Genomic DNA, 16,727 nt, shown 5'->3' with positions numbered 1-16,727 from the left:
ATGAAAAAATTAGCGTTTTTAATGCTGGCGATCTTCATGATAGGATTCGCTCAGGCACAAACCAAAAAATCAAAAAATATGAAAAAGAAAATATTATTCGTCGTAACCAGCCATGATAAAAAAGGCAGTACAGGTGAAGATACTGGATATTATTTGGGAGAAGTTTCCCATCCATGGGAAGTTCTTCACAAAGCAGGATATGAAATTGACTTTGTAAGTCCGAAAGGCGGAACTCCTCCGGTAGACGGCTTCGATTTGAAAGATCCTGTAAACAAAGAATTCTGGGAAAACCAGGAATATAAAAACAAGATTGATCATTCTATGATCCCATCACAGGTGAACCCGAAAGAGTATTCAACCATCTTTTATGCAGGAGGGCACGGAGCCATGTGGGATTTTGCAGACAATAAGGAACTGGCAGATATTGCTTCTAAAATTTATGAAAACGGAGGTATTGTAGCGGCTGTATGTCATGGTCCTGCAGGTTTAGTGAACATCAAATTGAATAATGGAAAATATCTTGTAGACGGAAAGAAAATCAATGCTTTCACCAATGAAGAGGAATCTGAAGTAAAATTAACCAACGTTGTTCCTTTCTTACTGGAAGATAAACTGAAAGAAAGAGGAGCAAAATTTGAAAAGTCAGGGCTTTGGCAGAATCATGTGGTAACAGATCAGAGAGTGATCACAGGACAGAATCCGCAATCTGCAAAAAGCGTTGGAGAAGCAATAGTAAAAGAATTAAACAAATAACATATAATTTTTAACCACAAAAGTCACAACAGTATTCATACACTTAAGTTCTTAAAAGTGTCACCATTGAAACTGCGATAATTCCCCTCCTCCGGAGGGGTGGCGAAAATTCAAATAATTTTTGACGGGGTGGTTTAATATAACAATCAAGTATAAAAACAAACAAAATGGAATATAGAAAATTAGGAAACACCGATTTAGAATTATCAACCATCACCCACGGAGCTTTTGCTATCGGTGGAAACATGTGGGGCGGTAATGAAAAACAGGATTCCATCAATTCTATTCATGCATCATTAGATCACGGAGTAACTTCTATCGATACAGCACCATTCTATGGTTTCGGACTGAGTGAAGAAATGATCGGTGAAGCCATCAAAGGAAAAGATCGCTCAAAAATCCAGCTTTTAACAAAATTCGGACTGGTATGGGACAGAAGCAACAACGGAAAAGGCGAATTTTTCTTTGACGCTGAAGACGAAGGAAAAACAATTCCCATATATAAATTAGCTTCCAAAGAAAACATCATCAAAGAAGTTGAAGAGAGCTTACAAAGATTAGGAACAGATTATATCGACCTTTTACAACTTCACTGGCCGGACAGTACTACTCCTATCTGTGAAACTATGGAAGCCATGGAACTATTAATCCAGCAGGGAAAAATCCGTGCTGCAGGGGTAAGCAACTATAGTGTAGCTCAAATGGAAGAAGCAAACAGAACTTTAAAGCTTGCCAGTAACCAGGTTTCTTACAGTATGCTGAACCGTGCTATTGAAAACGATCTTGTTCCTTATTCTTTGGAAAACAATTCAGGAATTATCGTATATAGTCCAATGGAAAGAGGTCTTTTAACCGGTAAATATTTTAAAGAAACCCAATTAAAAGATAATGACCACAGAAATGGATATTTCTCTCAGTTTGATCTGAATAAAGTAAAAACTTTTTTAGAAAAAATTGAACCTATCGCTCAGGAAAAAGGGGCAAGCCTTTCTCAGCTGGTATTAAGATGGACTACTCTACAGCCGGCAATTACAGTAGTATTGGCAGGAGCAAGAAATGCTCAGCAAGCCATAGAAAACGCAAAAGCAATGTCTATTGACCTTTCTCAGGAAGAATTAAACTTCATCAATTCAGCATTGAGCGAAATTTGATGTAAATGCTGGAAGATGGAGGATGGAAGTCAGAAGAAATAGCAGGATAATAATAGCTGTCAGCCTTTTTCATTCAAATGAAACGATAACTTATTCAGTTGTTATCAGACCTCAATAACCTCCCTCTCCCCTCTCCCCGCTCCCCTCTCCCCGCTCCCCGCTTCCAGCATCCCTCACCTAACCCTCAAACCTTATAAAAAATGAAAAATAATCTGATCAAAATGTTCGGGTTAGCAACTCTGCTGACTATAAACAGCAAGAGTTTAAAGGCTCAGACACTTGTCAATCCGGAAGATAAATCATGGTTTCCTTCTGCTTATGGAGCACAGGACGAAATCGGAGCCGCTAATTTATTGACTCCTGAAGTTGTAAAGCAGGCTCTGAGACTTGTGAAACAGGGTAAAACCTTAGCTCTTGCCGTTCCTATTGATAAAAATCTCCCGGCTTTCAGACACAGAAGCTTCAATTTATACAATATTCAGCCCGGAGAACAGGGTGGAAAAAGCATCGGTCCCAATAAATTTACATTTAATGATGAACTTGTAAATGGATGGACAGGAGTGGGAACACAGCTGAACGGTATTGGACATATCGGAATTGACAACACTTACTACAACGGAAACAAAGCGGCAGATTTTGTAACCGTAGAAGGCGTGAATAAATTAGGAGTTGAAAAAATACCTCCTTTCGTTACCCGTGGTGTAGTCCTTGATATGACAGCTCATTATGGTAAATCAATAGTACCCGGAGGAACAGAATTTACTGTAGAAGACATCAAATCTGTTTTAAAGAAACAGGGACTTACCCTGAGAAAAGGTGATATTGTTCTTTTCAATACCGGATGGCTAGAATTGATCGGTAAAAACAACCAGCAATTCTTAGAAACAGAACCTGGAATCGGAATGGATGCCGCAAAATGGCTTGCCGATCAGGGAATCGTAGCTTTTGGAGGTGATACCTGGGCTTCTGAAGTCTATCCTAATCCGAAAAGTAAAGAAGAATTTCCCATCAACCAGTTTATGCTGGCCAAAAAAGGAATTTATAATCTGGAACTGATTGACAGCCGTCCATTGGTGAAGCAAAAAGCCTGGGAATTTTTATTCGTGCTGGGGCAGCCTCTGTATGTAGGTTCTACTCAGGTGAATGTGAATCCTGTGGCTATTTATTAATTTAAATACTAAAAACATCATCTGAGAAACGAAGAGACAATGTAATTCCGGTTTTAAAAAATAAAATTAACCTTAGAATTTATTTTTAGAATTAATACCAAACTGTGTTACATTGCCACTTTGCATCTTATACTAAAACGGCCTTTCAAAATTTGAAAGGCCGTTTTTAAATAAAGTAAATATCCGTAGATGATGCAGTCTTCATCAACTTCCATCTTCCATCACCCATCTTCACTGCTTTCCAATTACTTTGCAATCGGAAGGTGGGTACTTACTGCAATTCTGTTCCATGCATTGATGGTAATGATAGCCATGATGATCTGAGCGATCTGATTATCATCAAAGAAAGACTTCGCTTTCTGATAAGTTTCTTCGGTTAATCCTTTGTCGCTTATCAATGTAATTTCTTCTGTCATCGCTAATAGTACCTGCTCTTCTTCAGTGAAAAATTCTTTTGCTTCCGTCCATCCGTTCAGAATGAAAATTCTCTGAGGTGTTTCACCATATTTGATAGCATCTTTGGTATGCATATCAAGGCAGAAAGCACATTTATTGATTTGTGAAGCTCTGATTTTAATCAGCTCTTTCTGAATGTGTGTCAAAGAAATAGTTTGTAAATACCCTTCCAATCCAAGCATTGCTTTGTATGCTGCTGAATCTACTGTTGCAATATTCAATCTTGCGCTCATAATATTATTATTTTTTGGTTAATTGATCTATACTTAAAGAATAATGTTGTTGTACCGCCAGTAAAAGCGCTGCAGCACTTCCCACCCATACAGAATAGTTCAGTGGGGCTTTGGGTCCTGATGCAATGGTCATGGATATGGCAAAAATCAACAGCAGGATACTGCTTCCATATGCTGCAATTTTTGTTTTAAATCCAAAAATCAACATCAAAGGAAAAAGAATTTCTAAAAAAGTAGCGGCATACGCTGAGACCGTGCTTAAAGCTTCCGGAAGGAAAAATGTAAGCTGTCTTGTATATTCTTTAAAACTCTCCATGTTTCCCCATGACGAATTTTCTTTGCTCCATAATCCGAACCGGTCTGCTACTGCAGAAAGCATGGTAACCGCAAGAGCAAGTCTTAAAAATAGCTGTGGAAATTTATTTTTGGCATCTGTCATTGCATTGGCTTTTAATAACATGACAAATTTCCGGTTTCTGATCCGTAAAAATCTTAAACTGGTTTAAGATCGTAGCTTCGCCCTGATTTCACTTAAATATTCTGGGGTAAAACCTAAAAAGGAAGCAATTAAATATTGTGGAATTCTCTGTATAAACCAAGGATACAACGTACTGAAATGCACATAATATTCTTCTTTCGTCATCTCATAAATATAACGGATTCTTTTTTCGGCAGCAGCATAAGCTGTTTGATACACCATTCTGAAGTAACGTTCCATAACCGGGTGTTTTTTCAGTAAGATTTCTTGAGACTGAAAATCAATGGCTAAAATGCTGGAATTTTCTACAGCCTGGATGTTAAAGCTCGATTTCATCTGTTTTTCAAAAGCAAAAGTATCAGACATCCACCAGTTTTCTATAGCAAATTCTGTGGTCTGTTCTACCCCTTTTTCGTTGACAAAAAACTTTCTCAGGCATCCTTCCAATACGAAATATTTAAATTTACAGATATCCCCTTCAAACATCAGATTTTCTTTCTTTTTTACTTTTAAAATCTGAAAAAAAGAAATGATAGAAGCAAATTCCTCATCGTTGATCGTAATGAATTTATCTAAATGCGCCTTAAAAGTGTCCATTGTAATATTTAGTAATCAAACTTAACTTTATTTTTTTAGTTTTACAATGAGAAAAATATTTAATCATGGAAATCGTTGCTAAAATTCTGATTGCGGTCGTTGCGCTGGAACACCTTTATATTCTTTGGATGGAAATGTTTGCATGGGAAACCAAAGGAAAGGAAGTTTTTAAAGCGGCTTTGCCTGCAGAAATGTTTAAACCAACCAAAGGACTCGCTGCCAATCAGGGACTTTATAATGGATTTCTGGCTGCCGGGCTGATATGGTCGTTTTTGATTAAAGAACCGCAATGGCAGACCAATGTGGCGCTATTCTTTTTAGGATGTGTAGCTGTGGCTGGAATTTATGGAGCAATTTCTGCCACAAAAAAAATATTCTTCGTACAGGCACTGCCCGCAATATTGGCAATTATTGCCGTTTTACTGAAGTAATTTCCATCACTCATATTGTAAAGATCTCCTTTAAAATATTTACAGTATCATACGCTCTTATCTTTAATGGTAAGGGAAAAGTTTCTTTGTATATCTCATTACCTGACTTAAAACCAGCTTCTTACGTCCAAAAAAATCCATTTAATATAAAATTCGTAAATTTGCATCGTCATAAAAAATTGATATACAGGTTTTTTATGCTGATCTGCATTTTGATGAAATGTAGAAATTCAAGTTGTTCAGTACACATATCTGTAATTACCTCATCCGTAATTTAATTGTAGAATTTATGTAAAAGATTAACCTCTTTTTACATGCTACACTCTTTTTCTAGAGTATAATCTAATTGAAATATTTAAAAATAAACATAAGGCCAGATGGTCTGTATGCTCTTATTTTTTTGTTAAAAGCTTTTATCACTATAAGCTCTGCAAATTATTTTGCACTATCGTCATCAGCAGAACAACAAAGATTAAACGTATATAATGAATTGGTGTACAATTTTTTATAGCATTTATTAATTCAAAAATTCTGAATATGGAAAAAAATGAAAACAGTAGAAAAGTAAAACTTAAAGTTGAAGATCTGACTATTATTTTTGGCAAAAACAAAGAAAAAGCACAGGAACTTTTAGACAAAGGCTTTTCCAAAAAAGAAATTCTTGAAAAAACAGGCTGTACCATAGGAATCAACAAAGCAAGTTTTGAAATCTATGAAGGTGAATTCTTTGTCATTATGGGATTGTCAGGAAGTGGAAAATCTACACTGCTGCGCTGCCTTAACAGGCTGAATGAGCCCACTTCAGGAAAAGTATACATCAATGACGATGATATTACCAGCAAAAATAATAAGGAACTTCTGGAAGTAAGAAGAACGGAAATGAGTATGGTATTTCAGAAATTCGGATTACTGCCTCATCATACTATTTTAGATAATGCAGGTTTTGGATTGGAAATCAGAGGTGAAAGCAAAGCTTCTCGTGATGAAAAAGCACAGAAAGCTCTGGATATTGTAGGATTAAATGGTTTCGAGAACCAGTATCCTTCTCAACTTTCAGGAGGAATGCAGCAGAGAGTAGGATTAGCAAGAGCTTTGGCAAACGATCCCGAAGTATTACTTATGGATGAGGCTTTCTCCGCACTGGATCCTTTGATAAAATCTGAAATGCAGGACCAAATGCTTGAACTGCAGAATACACTGCAAAAAACCATTGTCTTCATTACCCACGATTTGGACGAAGCTATTAAAATCGGAGACCGTATCGTCATTATGAAAGATGGAGTCATAGAACAGATAGGAACAGCTGAAGATATTTTAACCAATCCTGCAAGCGACTACGTGAAAGCTTTCGTAGAGAAAGTAGACCGTAAAACCATTATCACCGCAAGATCTCTCATGTTCGACAAAGCTACGGTAGTACGTTTCAGAAAAGACGGTCCTGAAGGAGCTTTAAGAAAAATGAGAGCTACAGGTCTGGAAAACTTACCTGTGGTAGATTTTCAGAATAAATTTCTGGGTTTTGTAACCCTGAATGATGTTGTCCGTATTGCCAAAAAGAAAGAACCTACAGTGGAATCAATTATCAACAGTAACGTCCCTTCAGTTTACCCGGAAGTTACTGTAGAAGAAATGTTACCATTAATTTCCGGAAGTAAATCAGCCATTGCTGTGATTGATGAAGACAATAAATTTTTAGGTCTTGTTACCCAGTTATCTCTTGTCATAGAAGCTACTAAGTTTAACGAAGAAGAGATTATTGAATTAAAAGAAATCGCAAACAACCAATAAGATGAATAAAACTATAGATATAGGTCAATATGTAGAAACTGCAATCAATTGGCTCACAGAAAATGGAAAACCTGTATTTGATGTCATAAAACATGTAGGAAATTCCTCTATTATGGGAATTGAATGGGTTCTCACAAACACACCCTTTTATGTTATCATTCTCTTTTTTACGCTGCTGGCATTATGGAAAGCTGGAAAAGGCATTGCTGTAGTCACTGCAGCCGGATTGAGTTTAATATTTCTAATGGGACTATGGAAAGAAACTATGGAAACACTGGCGCTTATATTTGTGTCCACCATTACAGCTCTTATCCTTTCTATCCCTTTGGGAATTTTGGCTGCTAAAAGCAAAATAGCAGAAAAAATTATTCGCCCTTTACTGGATTTGATGCAGACAATGCCCGCATTTGTCTACCTGATTCCTGCTGTATTATTTTTCAGTATTGGTAAAGTACCTGGAGCTTTTGCAACAATCATTTTTGCAATGCCGCCCGCTGTACGATTAACAACATTGGGAATTGAAGCCGTCCCAAAAGACATTGTAGAAGCGGCAAGGGCTTTTGGAGCCACCAACCGTCAGATTTTGTTCAAGGTAGAGCTTCCTTTAGCGATGAAAACTATTTTAACAGGGATCAATCAAACCATACTGTTATCCTTATCCATGGTCGTTATTGCAGGAATGATTGCAGCAGGCGGTTTAGGAGAGAAAGTACTGGAGGGAATTAATAATCTGGATATTGGATTAGGATTTGAAAGTGGTTTATCCGTTGTGATTCTAGCCATTATCCTGGACCGTATTACTCAGGGATTTGTAAAGAAAAAGCAATAAGATGAAACAATTAAAATATCTGTTTTTCCCCGTTTTAATGTTCATATTTGCGGCATTAAATTCGTGTGAAAATATAAAAAACTCAAAATACATTACCATAGGAATGGTAGATGGCTGGGCGGAAGATGTTGCAATGACACATGTTGCTAAAGCCATTCTGGACCAGCAAGGGTATCATGTTATTATTCAAAAAGCCTCTACGGATATGATTCTGGCTTCGATGAATAATGAAGATACAGACCTTTTCATGGGAGTATGGCTTCCTTACACCCACGCTAAAAAATTAGCTAAATTTCCGGAATTGACTCATCTTGGAACCAATTACGATAACGGCCGTATTGGATTAGTTGTGCCAGAATATGTTCCAATTAAATCCATTGAAGAACTCAATCAGTATAAAGATCAATTTAATCATAGGATCATTGGAATTGAAAAAGGAGCCGGATTAACAACCGGAACAGATAAAGCTATTATTGATTATAAGCTGGATTATCAACAGATCAACTCTTCTACCATTGCCATGATCACCGAGCTGCAGAATGCCATACAGCGTAAAGAATGGATCGTGGTAACCGGATGGCAGCCCCACTGGATGTTTGGCAAGATGAAGCTCAAGTTTCTTGATGATCCCAAAAAGATATTTGGTGAAGCAGAGCAGATTAAAACATATGCCAGAAAAAGCTTTGGTAAAGATCATCCGGAGCTGGCCAGGTTCTTTTCCAAAGTCCATTTTGATGATGAAAACATGTCTAATCTTTTAATGAAAATGGAACAGAGTAAAAATAAAGAAACCACTGCCAAAGAATGGGTGGAAGATCACTCTGAGCTGGTACAATCGTGGTTAGATAAAAATTAATAAGCAATACAATTGGGTATTACTAAAAATCCTCAACTCTACACGGGTCTGAGGATTTTTTAATTTATATATCAGAAGAACTCATTGATTCTTTGATTTTCTCCCGATGAAGTATCCCCCAATTGACCAAAGTTTCTGTCACAGGAAATACTGATTTCCCATATTCGGTCACAGCATACGTTACAGTGATAGGTTTCGTATCCTGGATGGTTCTTGTGATCAAAAGATTGGTTTCCAGTTCTTTTAATTCTTTGCTCAGCATTTTAGCGGAAATTCCTTCGATGCTTCGCTCCAGTTTTTTAAAATGAATCATCTGATCCGGTCTGTTGGTCAGATACCGTAAAATCATAAGTTTCCATTTTCCTCCCAATACATCCAGGCTGTCCCGCATAGCGAACAGTTCTTCTGTACAGCTGGCTTCTCTTTCGATGCCGTTTTCAATGATTTTTGCCATAATAGTTTCATGAAGGTAACTAGTTACCATTAGTTAACTAGTAGCAAATATAAACTATTCCCTCTTTACATTTGTGTATCAAAATCAGACCTAAGAAAAAATAAACATCAACATATGAAAGCAGTTATTTTAAATGAAAATGGAAAGCTGGAAGACGGATTTGCCAAGCAGCCCCAGCCCAAAAGCAATGAAGTGTTAATCCAGATTAAAGCAAGCGGTTTCAATCCCATAGATTACCAAATGCTGGAAAACGAGCTCGAACGGAAACTGATCAGTTCCCCCATATTAGGAAGAGAATTATCAGGAATCATCGTCGACAAAGGTTCCGAAGTTACGCAATTCAACATCGGTGATGAAGTCTATTGTGGCAGCGGCTCCATGGGAAGCAACGGTACCTATGCAGAATATATTGCTGTCCCAGAAGCTATTGTTTCTTTTAAACCTCATAATATCTCGTTTGAACAGGCGGCTTCCATTCCTTCAGCAGGGCTTACTTCTTTACAGATCTTTAACCGTCTGAAATTAAATCCGGAAAATACACTCCTTATCACTGGTGCAGCTGGAGGCGTTGGTTCATTTTTGATCAAACTTTTATTGGCACATAACATCCGGCAGATCATCGCAACCGTTGGTAGTGAAGAAAACAGACAGATGCTTCTCAATTTAGGATTAAAAAGCCATCAAATTGTTAATTACAAAGATGAAAATCTTATTAAAAACATTTTAAAAGCCAACAACGATCAGCCCTTCGAGTTTGGAATTGACCTGGTTGGAAATTACATGTCGGAAGTGACTGCAGAGGTTTTAAAAATTAACGGAACTTATGTGGATGTGACAGCCTTAGTCACTAAAGATGCTCATGAAACATTGTTCAACAAAGGAACTTTGATTATGAATATCTCCAATTATACTTATGGAATGATTAAAAAGTATGAGTATTATAAAAACAGTTTACTTGAAATAAAAAACCTTATTGAAAATGGAAATATACTTCCACCACAACATAAAGTAATAGGAAATCTTTCTTTGGAAACTGTTCTGCAGGCACATGCTATTTTAAAAAATAATCAAACCCAAGGTCATAAACTTATCATGAAACATTAATCTATGAACACAATACCAAGACGAATCGTAACAGGAATGAAAGACGGAAAATCCATCATCATAGAGGATCAGCAGGTAGAAAATGCAGTGGAACATTTTCCGGGATTGATAATTTCAGACGTGTGGAATACACAAGAGATGCCGGCAAATTTGAACTTTGAAACCAGAATTCCCAATACCGGATTTCCACAAACACCTAAAAATGGCACCTATTTTCGATATGTAGTTGTTCCTCCTGATAAAGATTTAGGGATTGAATGGAAAAAGAATGAACCTCATCCAATGATGCATCAAACGCCAACGCTGGATTATATCATTATTCTTTCCGGTGAACTCTATCTCATCATGGAAGAAGGAGAAACGTTTCTAAAACCGGGAGACATCGTCATTCAGAGAGGAACGAATCACGCGTGGAGCAACCGCTCTGATCAACCTTGCATTCAACTGGCTGTGTTGATCGATGCAAGTGGTCAGGGGTAAAATAATTGAAAGATTTAATTATTTAAAAATTTAAAGAATAGAATAGTTTTCACAAATTAAAAAAATACATTAAGCAAAAAATCTGTGTAATCTGCGAGAAATAAAAAGAAGTCTTTTTAAGTTTGGACAAACGCAAAGACGCAAGGAAAATAAATAATATGTTGTTTTAAGGTGCAAGAAAATCAAAGATTTTCAGCAAAGAATGATCTATAAAGTGTTAGGAATATACAATTTTATCAAAGATAAAATCCTTACAACTTAAAACATAAGAAAGAAAAAAACTTTGCACCTTTGCGTTTCCCAACAAATCACAACTTACAAAGCCGAAATTTCCAACAGCTTCTGCTTCATTTTTTCAGGGTGTCATCTGCCCTTCCTGATAATACACCAGATTCTGATGCTTATCCAGGAACACCCATAAAGGATAAACAGGCTGATTTTTATTCTTAGATAAAGCCATCGCCAACTCATGAATTCCGGAATTTCCATTCTGCAGGTACTCAAACTCCCTGATTCTGGAAATGAATTTTTTCCTTCGTTTTCTCTGCTTCAAAATTGATAAAATAGAAATGATCATTCATCATATCTACCAGCTCTTTATTTTTATTCATACGGAAAGACTCAATCTTACACACCGCACACCAATCGGTATAAAGATGGATCACAACCGGCTTTGGATTTTCTTTCTGCTGAACCTCAAGATCAGAAAAAGTGCCTGTCTTCATCTGAGACAGATAAAAACAGGACACTAACATTAAAAATAAAGTTATTTTTTTCATTTTAAAGTATATTTTATTCCCAGAAAACCTCTGATACGCTGCATTGGGGCATACCCGTATGCTGTATCAAAAGTATAATGATTAGGATTGTTGATAGGATCATCAACATGTTTGTCAAATGGGTCAAACGATCTCATCAAAGGATCTTTAGGGGTAAAATTGAATAAATTTTTAATTCCGCAGTACACTTCAAATCCTGATTTGAAACTCTTGGACACCTGAATATTGGCCAAAGAATAGAATGGTGAATATTCAGGGCGATAATCATTCTGCAGAACAGGAAGCCTCATCGGTCCATAAAATTGTCCTGTAAAATCTATAGTCAGGTTACTTGGGAACTTATATGTAAGGTTATAGGTTCCACTCCATTTTGGAGCATGCAGCTGTTGTATTTTTTGATTTTCGTTATCAAATTTCTGATATACATCAAGATAAGTCACTCCAAGATTGACACTCAAGGGAAATTGAAAACTAAAATCCACGTTCAAAGAAGCTCCTCTTGAAATTCCGTATCCGTGAAGATTATCATAAATAATTTTATTAGGATCGGAATCAAAATCACCTACAATTTTATTGCTGAAATAAGTATAGAATGCAGAAGCATCAAGATTCACCAGACGGTTTCCTACAGGAATTTTCCATATATAATTCAGGTTTCCGTTCACTGATCTTTCCGGTTTAAGATCAGACTTTACCACCACTTCTCTTGAACCTGTCAGTGCAGCATGATCTTCAGTAAATAAATTCACCACTCTGAAGCCCGTTCCAAAATTGAAACGCAGGGTATGATACGGATTGGGTGAAAACTTCCATGCTAACCTCGGCGAATGTACAGAATGATGTACTTTATCATAGTCATATCGGTATCCAAGCAATAAAGTATTTTTATCATTGATTTCCCACTGATCCTGGATAAAGGCACCCCAGATAGGAGATTTCATTGGTGCATTCGTGATACCGTCTGCGGCTAATGTTCCGGGTGTATTGTCATCGTAAAACGTTCTTTTGAAAGTAAGCCCGGCAGTGATATCATGTTTCCCGAAGCTTCTGTCCCAATACGTCTGTACGAAAGCTACTTTTTGTGTGGCATTGAAGGGGTTTGATCCGTAAAATGAGTTCTGGTCATGATAGTTATAGGAAAACTGTGTCACAATATGCTCCTTGATAGGCCATTCATACAATCCGAAAACCTCCGCTCTGTTGGTATAAATGCTTTCTCCATACACTTCATCACTGCCGCGGAAAGATTTATTCCATTGCATTTCTCCTCCAAAACGGTCTTCATACAGATACCTCATTGCAAAACTTGCCTGTCTGTTTTCTTTTCTTTTAAAATTCCATTTGTTGAAAACTGAAATTCTGCTTTGTAAGGTAGCATCTGTAAAATTATCTTTATTCTGGTCTATTCTTTCTTTAAAACTGAAATAATTCAAACTTAATAATGAAGCGGCATTCTTTCCTGCATTGAACTTGGTTGAAAGATCCAGATTATTCTCACTCCAGGTACTCGTCATCATATCTACGCTTAGCTTAGGAGCGGTCAAAGCATTTTTAGTAATAATATTAATTACTCCTCCCATTGCTTCAGAACCATAAATGGATGATGCAGGCCCCTTTACCACTTCTATTCGGTCTACCAGACTGTTCGGAATTCCACTCAATCCATATACCGTAGAAAGTGAACTCACAATGGGCATTCCGTCAATCAGAATCATAGTGTAGGGACCTTCCAGTCCGTTGATATGGATATCTCCCGTATTACACACAGAACAATTCAGCTGAGGTTTTACTCCATTCACCATAGCAATGGCTTCAAAAATACTGGGAGTCGGGTTTTTCTGAAAGAATTCCTGGCTGTAGATCTCTACTGCTACAGGACTTTTTGATCTGCTCATCGGTTTTATGGTACCGGTCACCACTACATCCTCGATGTTACTTGTCTTGATTTCCCTCTTCATAACTTTTGCAGAATCCAAAGTTTTAGATTGTTGTAAGCTTAAACTGTCTGTCTCCTGCGCAAAACAATAGGTTGATAAAAAAGTAATAGAAAATAATATTCGCTTCATGAAATTATAATTGTTAGACAAATCTAACAATTATTTTTTAAATACAAAACTTAATCTTAAAAATATAGGTTGAGTCAATTCATGAAAAATGATTAAATTTGAGAAACTACATAAGAAAGTAAAATGAGATATCATTTAGCGGGAAATATCCCACCAAAAAGACATACGATCTTTAAGTCTCCGGAAGATAAATTTTACTATGAACAGCTCTTCGGTACAGAAGGCTTCCATGGTATTTCTTCTCTGTTATATCATATCCACCGCCCTACGCAGATCAAATCTATCGGTGAACCGAAAGATGTCACGCCAAAAATAGCTGTGGAAAAAAACATCGCTCCAAGAATGTTTAAGGGGATGAATGTTACTCCTGAAGAGGATTTCATGGACAGCCGAAAAATCCTTTTGATGAATAATGATTTGAAAATGGGATTGGCTAAGCCGAGAAAATCGATGGATTATTTCTACAAAAATGCGGAATGTGATGAACTTTTATATGTTCATCAGGGAACCGGAATTTTAAAAACTTTTGTAGGAGATCTTGAATTCGTTACCGGAGATTATCTTATAATTCCGAGAGGAACCATTTATCAGGTAGAGCTGAAATCTGATGATACTGTATTTTTTGTATTGGAAAGCCACTCTCCTATTTATACTCCGAAAAGATACAGAAATGAATTCGGACAGCTTTTGGAACATTCTCCATTCTGCGAGAGAGATATGATTGCTCCTACTTATAAAGAACCTGTTGACGAGAAAGGAGAATTCCTTATTAAAGTAAAAAAAGAAAACCAGATTACAGATTTCATCTACGCAACACATCCGTTTGATGTAGTAGGCTGGGACGGATATTTTTATCCTTATAAATTCAATATTAAAAACTTTGAACCCATTACCGGAAGAATTCACCAACCGCCACCGGTTCACCAAAATTTTGAAGGACACAATTTCGTAGTATGCTCATTCTGTGCAAGAATGTATGATTATCATCCACAGGCAATTCCTGCACCTTACAATCACTCCAATATTGATTCTGATGAGGTATTGTTCTATACAGAAGGGGATTTCATGAGCCGTAATCATATTGACTTGATGGACTTTACCCTTCACCCTGGAGGAATTGTACACGGACCTCATCCGGGTGCTATGGAAAGAAGTATTAGTAAAAAATTTACGGAAGAATATGCTGTAATGGTAGACCCTTTCCGTCCTTTAAAAATCACCGAAGAAGCTTTAAAAGTGGAAGATCCTTCTTACAAAACTTCTTGGCTGGAATAAAACAGTAAAATTTCTCAAAAAGTATTACTGAATAGAGACAAAAGACGCTTTAAATCCTTTATTTAAAGCGTCTTTTTTCGTAAATTTGTAAGGTATGGTTAACATATTTAACCATCATTATTTTTCATGACGCATCCTAAGTAATGGTGGTTTAAAACAAAATCAATATTACATGTTAGAAAGAATCAGATTAGAAAGTTTACACCAAAAGGTAACAACAGCTGAAAACGCTGTAAAAATTATTAAAGACGGTATGACCATTGGGTCCAGCGGCTTTACAAAAGCAGGTGACAGCAAAGCTATTTTGCCGGCACTGGCGGAAAGAGGAAAAACAGAAGACCTAAAAGTCACTTTGATGACCGGGGCTTCACTGGGGCATGGTACCGACGGAAAACTGGCTGAAGCCAATGTTCTAAAAAAAAGAATGCCGTTTCAGGTAGATACTGTCTTAAGGAACAAAATCAACAACGGTGAAATTCTCTTCATCGATCAGCATTTAAGTGAAAGTGCCGAACTTCTTCATACTAAAAACCTTCAAAGCATTGACCTAGCCATTATTGAAGCTGCTTATATTGAAAGAGACGGAAGCATTGTTCCTACTACTTCTGTAGGTAATTCAGTGACATTTGCGGCTTTGGCTAAGAAAGTGATTATTGAAATCAATACCGAAGTCCCGGAAGAAGTTTACGGAATTCATGATATATACCAGGCAGAAGATTATCCTTACAGAAATGTGATTCCTATTGTAGCTCCATGGAATAAAATTGGGAGAAAAAGTATTCCTGTAGATCCTGAAAAAATTGAAGCGATCGTTTTTACCAACCGTAAGGACAGCCCCGCTGATATTGCAGAACCGGACGAGAAAACAACAGCTATCGCCAAACACCTTCTTGCATTCTTTGAAAATGAAGTTCTTTTGGGACGCCTTACAGACAGATTACTTCCTCTTCAGGCAGGTATCGGTAAAGTGGCCAATGCCGTTCTTACAGGATTCAAAGACAGTAATTTTTATGACCTGACGATGTTTTCGGAAGTGCTTCAGGACAGTACATTTGATCTGATAGATTCCGGTAAGCTAAGTTTTGCATCTGCATCTTCCATTACAGTTTCCCAAGAATGCTATGAGAGAGTTTTAGGAAACCTTTCAAAATATAAAGAAAAGTTCGTTTTAAGACCGCAGAATATTTCCAATACTCCCGGGTTGATCAGAAGACTTGGAGTAATTGCCATCAACACAGCAATTGAGTTCGATATCTATGGAAATGTAAACTCTACCCATATCGGAGGAACAAAAATCATGAATGGAATCGGAGGTTCCGGAGACTTCGCAAGAAATGCTTATTTAAGTATTTTTGTAACTCAGGCCGCTTCAAAAGGCAACAATATTTCTCACGTTCTTCCAATGGTCTCTCATACCGATCATACAGAACATGATGTAGATATTCTGGTAACAGATATCGGATTGGCTGATTTAAGAGGATTGGCACCGAGAGAAAGAGCACAGAAAATCATTGATAATTGTGTTCACCCGGATTATAAAGAAGAGTTACAATCCTATTTCGACAGAGCATGTGAAAGAGGTGGACACACCCCTCATTTGCTTGAAGAATCTTTCAGCTGGCATCTGAGATTTTCCGAAACAGGAAGTATGAAACAAAAAACAGCTGTTGAAACCGACAATTAAGATTTTCGACAAGACAATAAATGATATAAAAAGGACTGAATGCCAATGCATTTGGTCCTTTATCTTTTAAATTGAATCTGGATTATTTATATGACAAAAGTCTCTACAATATCCTTAAAATATTTATATGAATATAAAATTATA

Annotated in this window: 17 protein-coding genes; 11 read left to right on the top strand and 6 right to left on the bottom strand. The window is 37.0% G+C overall.

The genetic code is table 11. The features are described from left to right. The 3 genes from KIK00_RS20265 (at position 1) to KIK00_RS20255 (ending at position 3,073) form a co-directional block, all read left to right on the top strand. The gene (locus tag KIK00_RS20265; RefSeq protein WP_255814088.1) at positions 1-753 is read left to right on the top strand and encodes a type 1 glutamine amidotransferase domain-containing protein; all 753 of its coding nucleotides are present in this window, start codon (positions 1-3) and stop codon (positions 751-753) included. A 167-nt stretch (positions 754-920) separates the two neighbouring features. Further along, positions 921-1,904, top strand: a complete 984-nt coding sequence (locus KIK00_RS20260; protein ID WP_255814087.1) for an aldo/keto reductase — start codon at positions 921-923, stop codon at positions 1,902-1,904. Positions 1,905-2,104: 200 nt separating this feature from the next. Further along, complete coding sequence (locus KIK00_RS20255; RefSeq protein WP_255814086.1) at positions 2,105-3,073, top strand: cyclase family protein; 969 nt, start codon at positions 2,105-2,107, stop codon at positions 3,071-3,073. Positions 3,074-3,318: 245 nt separating this feature from the next. Here the strand turns inward: KIK00_RS20255 and KIK00_RS20250 are convergent, their stop codons facing one another. Genes KIK00_RS20250 through KIK00_RS20240 form a run of 3 tightly spaced genes read right to left on the bottom strand, consistent with a single transcriptional unit; the run spans position 3,319 to position 4,837 of the window. Further along, positions 3,319-3,762: a carboxymuconolactone decarboxylase family protein gene (locus KIK00_RS20250; RefSeq protein ID WP_255814085.1), complete on the bottom strand. Its 444-nt coding sequence runs from the start codon at positions 3,760-3,762 to the stop codon at positions 3,319-3,321. 7 nt (positions 3,763-3,769) lie between these two features. After that, on the bottom strand, positions 3,770-4,222 hold the full coding sequence (locus tag KIK00_RS20245) for a DoxX family protein (RefSeq protein ID WP_255814084.1): 453 nt from the start codon (positions 4,220-4,222) through the stop codon (positions 3,770-3,772). Between the two features lie 42 nt (positions 4,223-4,264). Then, complete coding sequence (locus KIK00_RS20240; RefSeq protein WP_255814080.1) at positions 4,265-4,837, bottom strand: Crp/Fnr family transcriptional regulator; 573 nt, start codon at positions 4,835-4,837, stop codon at positions 4,265-4,267. A gap of 65 nt (positions 4,838-4,902) precedes the next feature. Between KIK00_RS20240 and KIK00_RS20235 the strand changes: the two genes are divergently transcribed. From KIK00_RS20235 to KIK00_RS20220, 4 genes are all read left to right on the top strand, one after another. Then, positions 4,903-5,268, top strand: coding sequence for a DUF1304 domain-containing protein (locus KIK00_RS20235; protein ID WP_255814079.1), 366 nt, complete (start codon positions 4,903-4,905; stop codon positions 5,266-5,268). A gap of 537 nt (positions 5,269-5,805) precedes the next feature. Further along, complete coding sequence (locus tag KIK00_RS20230) at positions 5,806-7,056, top strand: glycine betaine/L-proline ABC transporter ATP-binding protein (RefSeq protein ID WP_255814078.1); 1,251 nt, start codon at positions 5,806-5,808, stop codon at positions 7,054-7,056. A 1-nt stretch (position 7,057) separates the two neighbouring features. Then, entirely contained in the window at positions 7,058-7,885 is an 828-nt protein-coding gene (locus KIK00_RS20225; protein WP_255814077.1) for a proline/glycine betaine ABC transporter permease, read from the top strand. 1 nt (position 7,886) lies between these two features. Continuing rightward, the gene (locus KIK00_RS20220; RefSeq protein WP_255814076.1) at positions 7,887-8,741 is read left to right on the top strand and encodes a glycine betaine ABC transporter substrate-binding protein; all 855 of its coding nucleotides are present in this window, start codon (positions 7,887-7,889) and stop codon (positions 8,739-8,741) included. Between the two features lie 64 nt (positions 8,742-8,805). Here the strand turns inward: KIK00_RS20220 and KIK00_RS20215 are convergent, their stop codons facing one another. Continuing rightward, positions 8,806-9,195, bottom strand: coding sequence for a helix-turn-helix domain-containing protein (locus KIK00_RS20215; RefSeq protein ID WP_255816688.1), 390 nt, complete (start codon positions 9,193-9,195; stop codon positions 8,806-8,808). 114 nt (positions 9,196-9,309) lie between these two features. Between KIK00_RS20215 and KIK00_RS20210 the strand changes: the two genes are divergently transcribed. Together KIK00_RS20210 and KIK00_RS20205 are read left to right on the top strand one after the other, a co-directional pair. Next, a complete protein-coding gene (locus KIK00_RS20210; RefSeq protein WP_255814075.1) occupies positions 9,310-10,299 on the top strand; it encodes an NADP-dependent oxidoreductase in 990 nt (329 codons plus the stop codon). 3 nt (positions 10,300-10,302) lie between these two features. After that, positions 10,303-10,779, top strand: a complete 477-nt coding sequence (locus KIK00_RS20205; protein WP_255814074.1) for a cupin domain-containing protein — start codon at positions 10,303-10,305, stop codon at positions 10,777-10,779. A 500-nt stretch (positions 10,780-11,279) separates the two neighbouring features. On the opposite strand, the gene KIK00_RS20200 is transcribed toward KIK00_RS20205, so the two are convergent. Together KIK00_RS20200 and KIK00_RS20195 are read right to left on the bottom strand one after the other, a co-directional pair. Continuing rightward, positions 11,280-11,558: a hypothetical protein gene (locus tag KIK00_RS20200; protein WP_255814073.1), complete on the bottom strand. Its 279-nt coding sequence runs from the start codon at positions 11,556-11,558 to the stop codon at positions 11,280-11,282. Continuing rightward, positions 11,555-13,624: a TonB-dependent siderophore receptor gene (locus KIK00_RS20195; protein WP_255814067.1), complete on the bottom strand. Its 2,070-nt coding sequence runs from the start codon at positions 13,622-13,624 to the stop codon at positions 11,555-11,557. The genes KIK00_RS20200 and KIK00_RS20195 overlap by 4 nt, the downstream gene beginning before the upstream one ends. 123 nt (positions 13,625-13,747) lie before the next feature. Here KIK00_RS20195 and KIK00_RS20190 point away from each other — a divergent pair, with 123 nt between their 5' ends. Next, positions 13,748-14,899 (top strand): homogentisate 1,2-dioxygenase, encoded by a 1,152-nt coding sequence (locus tag KIK00_RS20190; protein ID WP_255814066.1) that lies wholly within the window; start codon positions 13,748-13,750, stop codon positions 14,897-14,899. Between the two features lie 172 nt (positions 14,900-15,071). Continuing rightward, entirely contained in the window at positions 15,072-16,583 is a 1,512-nt protein-coding gene (locus KIK00_RS20185; RefSeq protein ID WP_255814065.1) for a succinate CoA transferase, read from the top strand. Positions 16,584-16,727: the final 144 nt, after the last annotated feature.

The organism is Chryseobacterium sp. MA9, from assembly GCF_024399315.1.
Classification (GTDB): Bacteria; Bacteroidota; Bacteroidia; order Flavobacteriales; family Weeksellaceae; genus Chryseobacterium.
The sequence above is the reverse complement of the archived record's forward strand: the minus strand, read 5'-3'. Positions and strand labels throughout refer to the sequence as shown.

What these genes read in the sequence shown, in the direction of transcription:
- KIK00_RS20215 (WP_255816688.1), bottom strand. Translation starts at nt 9,195, where the DNA reads ATGGCAAAAATCATTGAAAACGGCATCGAAAGAGAAGCCAGCTGTACA.
- KIK00_RS20210 (WP_255814075.1), top strand. Translation starts at nt 9,310, where the DNA reads ATGAAAGCAGTTATTTTAAATGAAAATGGAAAGCTGGAAGACGGATTT.
- KIK00_RS20260 (WP_255814087.1), top strand. Translation starts at nt 921, where the DNA reads ATGGAATATAGAAAATTAGGAAACACCGATTTAGAATTATCAACCATC.
- KIK00_RS20235 (WP_255814079.1), top strand. Translation starts at nt 4,903, where the DNA reads ATGGAAATCGTTGCTAAAATTCTGATTGCGGTCGTTGCGCTGGAACAC.
- KIK00_RS20190 (WP_255814066.1), top strand. Translation starts at nt 13,748, where the DNA reads ATGAGATATCATTTAGCGGGAAATATCCCACCAAAAAGACATACGATC.
- KIK00_RS20255 (WP_255814086.1), top strand. Translation starts at nt 2,105, where the DNA reads ATGAAAAATAATCTGATCAAAATGTTCGGGTTAGCAACTCTGCTGACT.
- KIK00_RS20250 (WP_255814085.1), bottom strand. Translation starts at nt 3,762, where the DNA reads ATGAGCGCAAGATTGAATATTGCAACAGTAGATTCAGCAGCATACAAA.
- KIK00_RS20245 (WP_255814084.1), bottom strand. Translation starts at nt 4,222, where the DNA reads ATGTTATTAAAAGCCAATGCAATGACAGATGCCAAAAATAAATTTCCA.
- KIK00_RS20265 (WP_255814088.1), top strand. Translation starts at nt 1, where the DNA reads ATGAAAAAATTAGCGTTTTTAATGCTGGCGATCTTCATGATAGGATTC.
- KIK00_RS20200 (WP_255814073.1), bottom strand. Translation starts at nt 11,558, where the DNA reads ATGAAAAAAATAACTTTATTTTTAATGTTAGTGTCCTGTTTTTATCTG.
- KIK00_RS20205 (WP_255814074.1), top strand. Translation starts at nt 10,303, where the DNA reads ATGAACACAATACCAAGACGAATCGTAACAGGAATGAAAGACGGAAAA.
- KIK00_RS20220 (WP_255814076.1), top strand. Translation starts at nt 7,887, where the DNA reads ATGAAACAATTAAAATATCTGTTTTTCCCCGTTTTAATGTTCATATTT.
- KIK00_RS20185 (WP_255814065.1), top strand. Translation starts at nt 15,072, where the DNA reads ATGTTAGAAAGAATCAGATTAGAAAGTTTACACCAAAAGGTAACAACA.
- KIK00_RS20195 (WP_255814067.1), bottom strand. Translation starts at nt 13,624, where the DNA reads ATGAAGCGAATATTATTTTCTATTACTTTTTTATCAACCTATTGTTTT.
- KIK00_RS20225 (WP_255814077.1), top strand. Translation starts at nt 7,058, where the DNA reads ATGAATAAAACTATAGATATAGGTCAATATGTAGAAACTGCAATCAAT.
- KIK00_RS20230 (WP_255814078.1), top strand. Translation starts at nt 5,806, where the DNA reads ATGGAAAAAAATGAAAACAGTAGAAAAGTAAAACTTAAAGTTGAAGAT.
- KIK00_RS20240 (WP_255814080.1), bottom strand. Translation starts at nt 4,837, where the DNA reads ATGGACACTTTTAAGGCGCATTTAGATAAATTCATTACGATCAACGAT.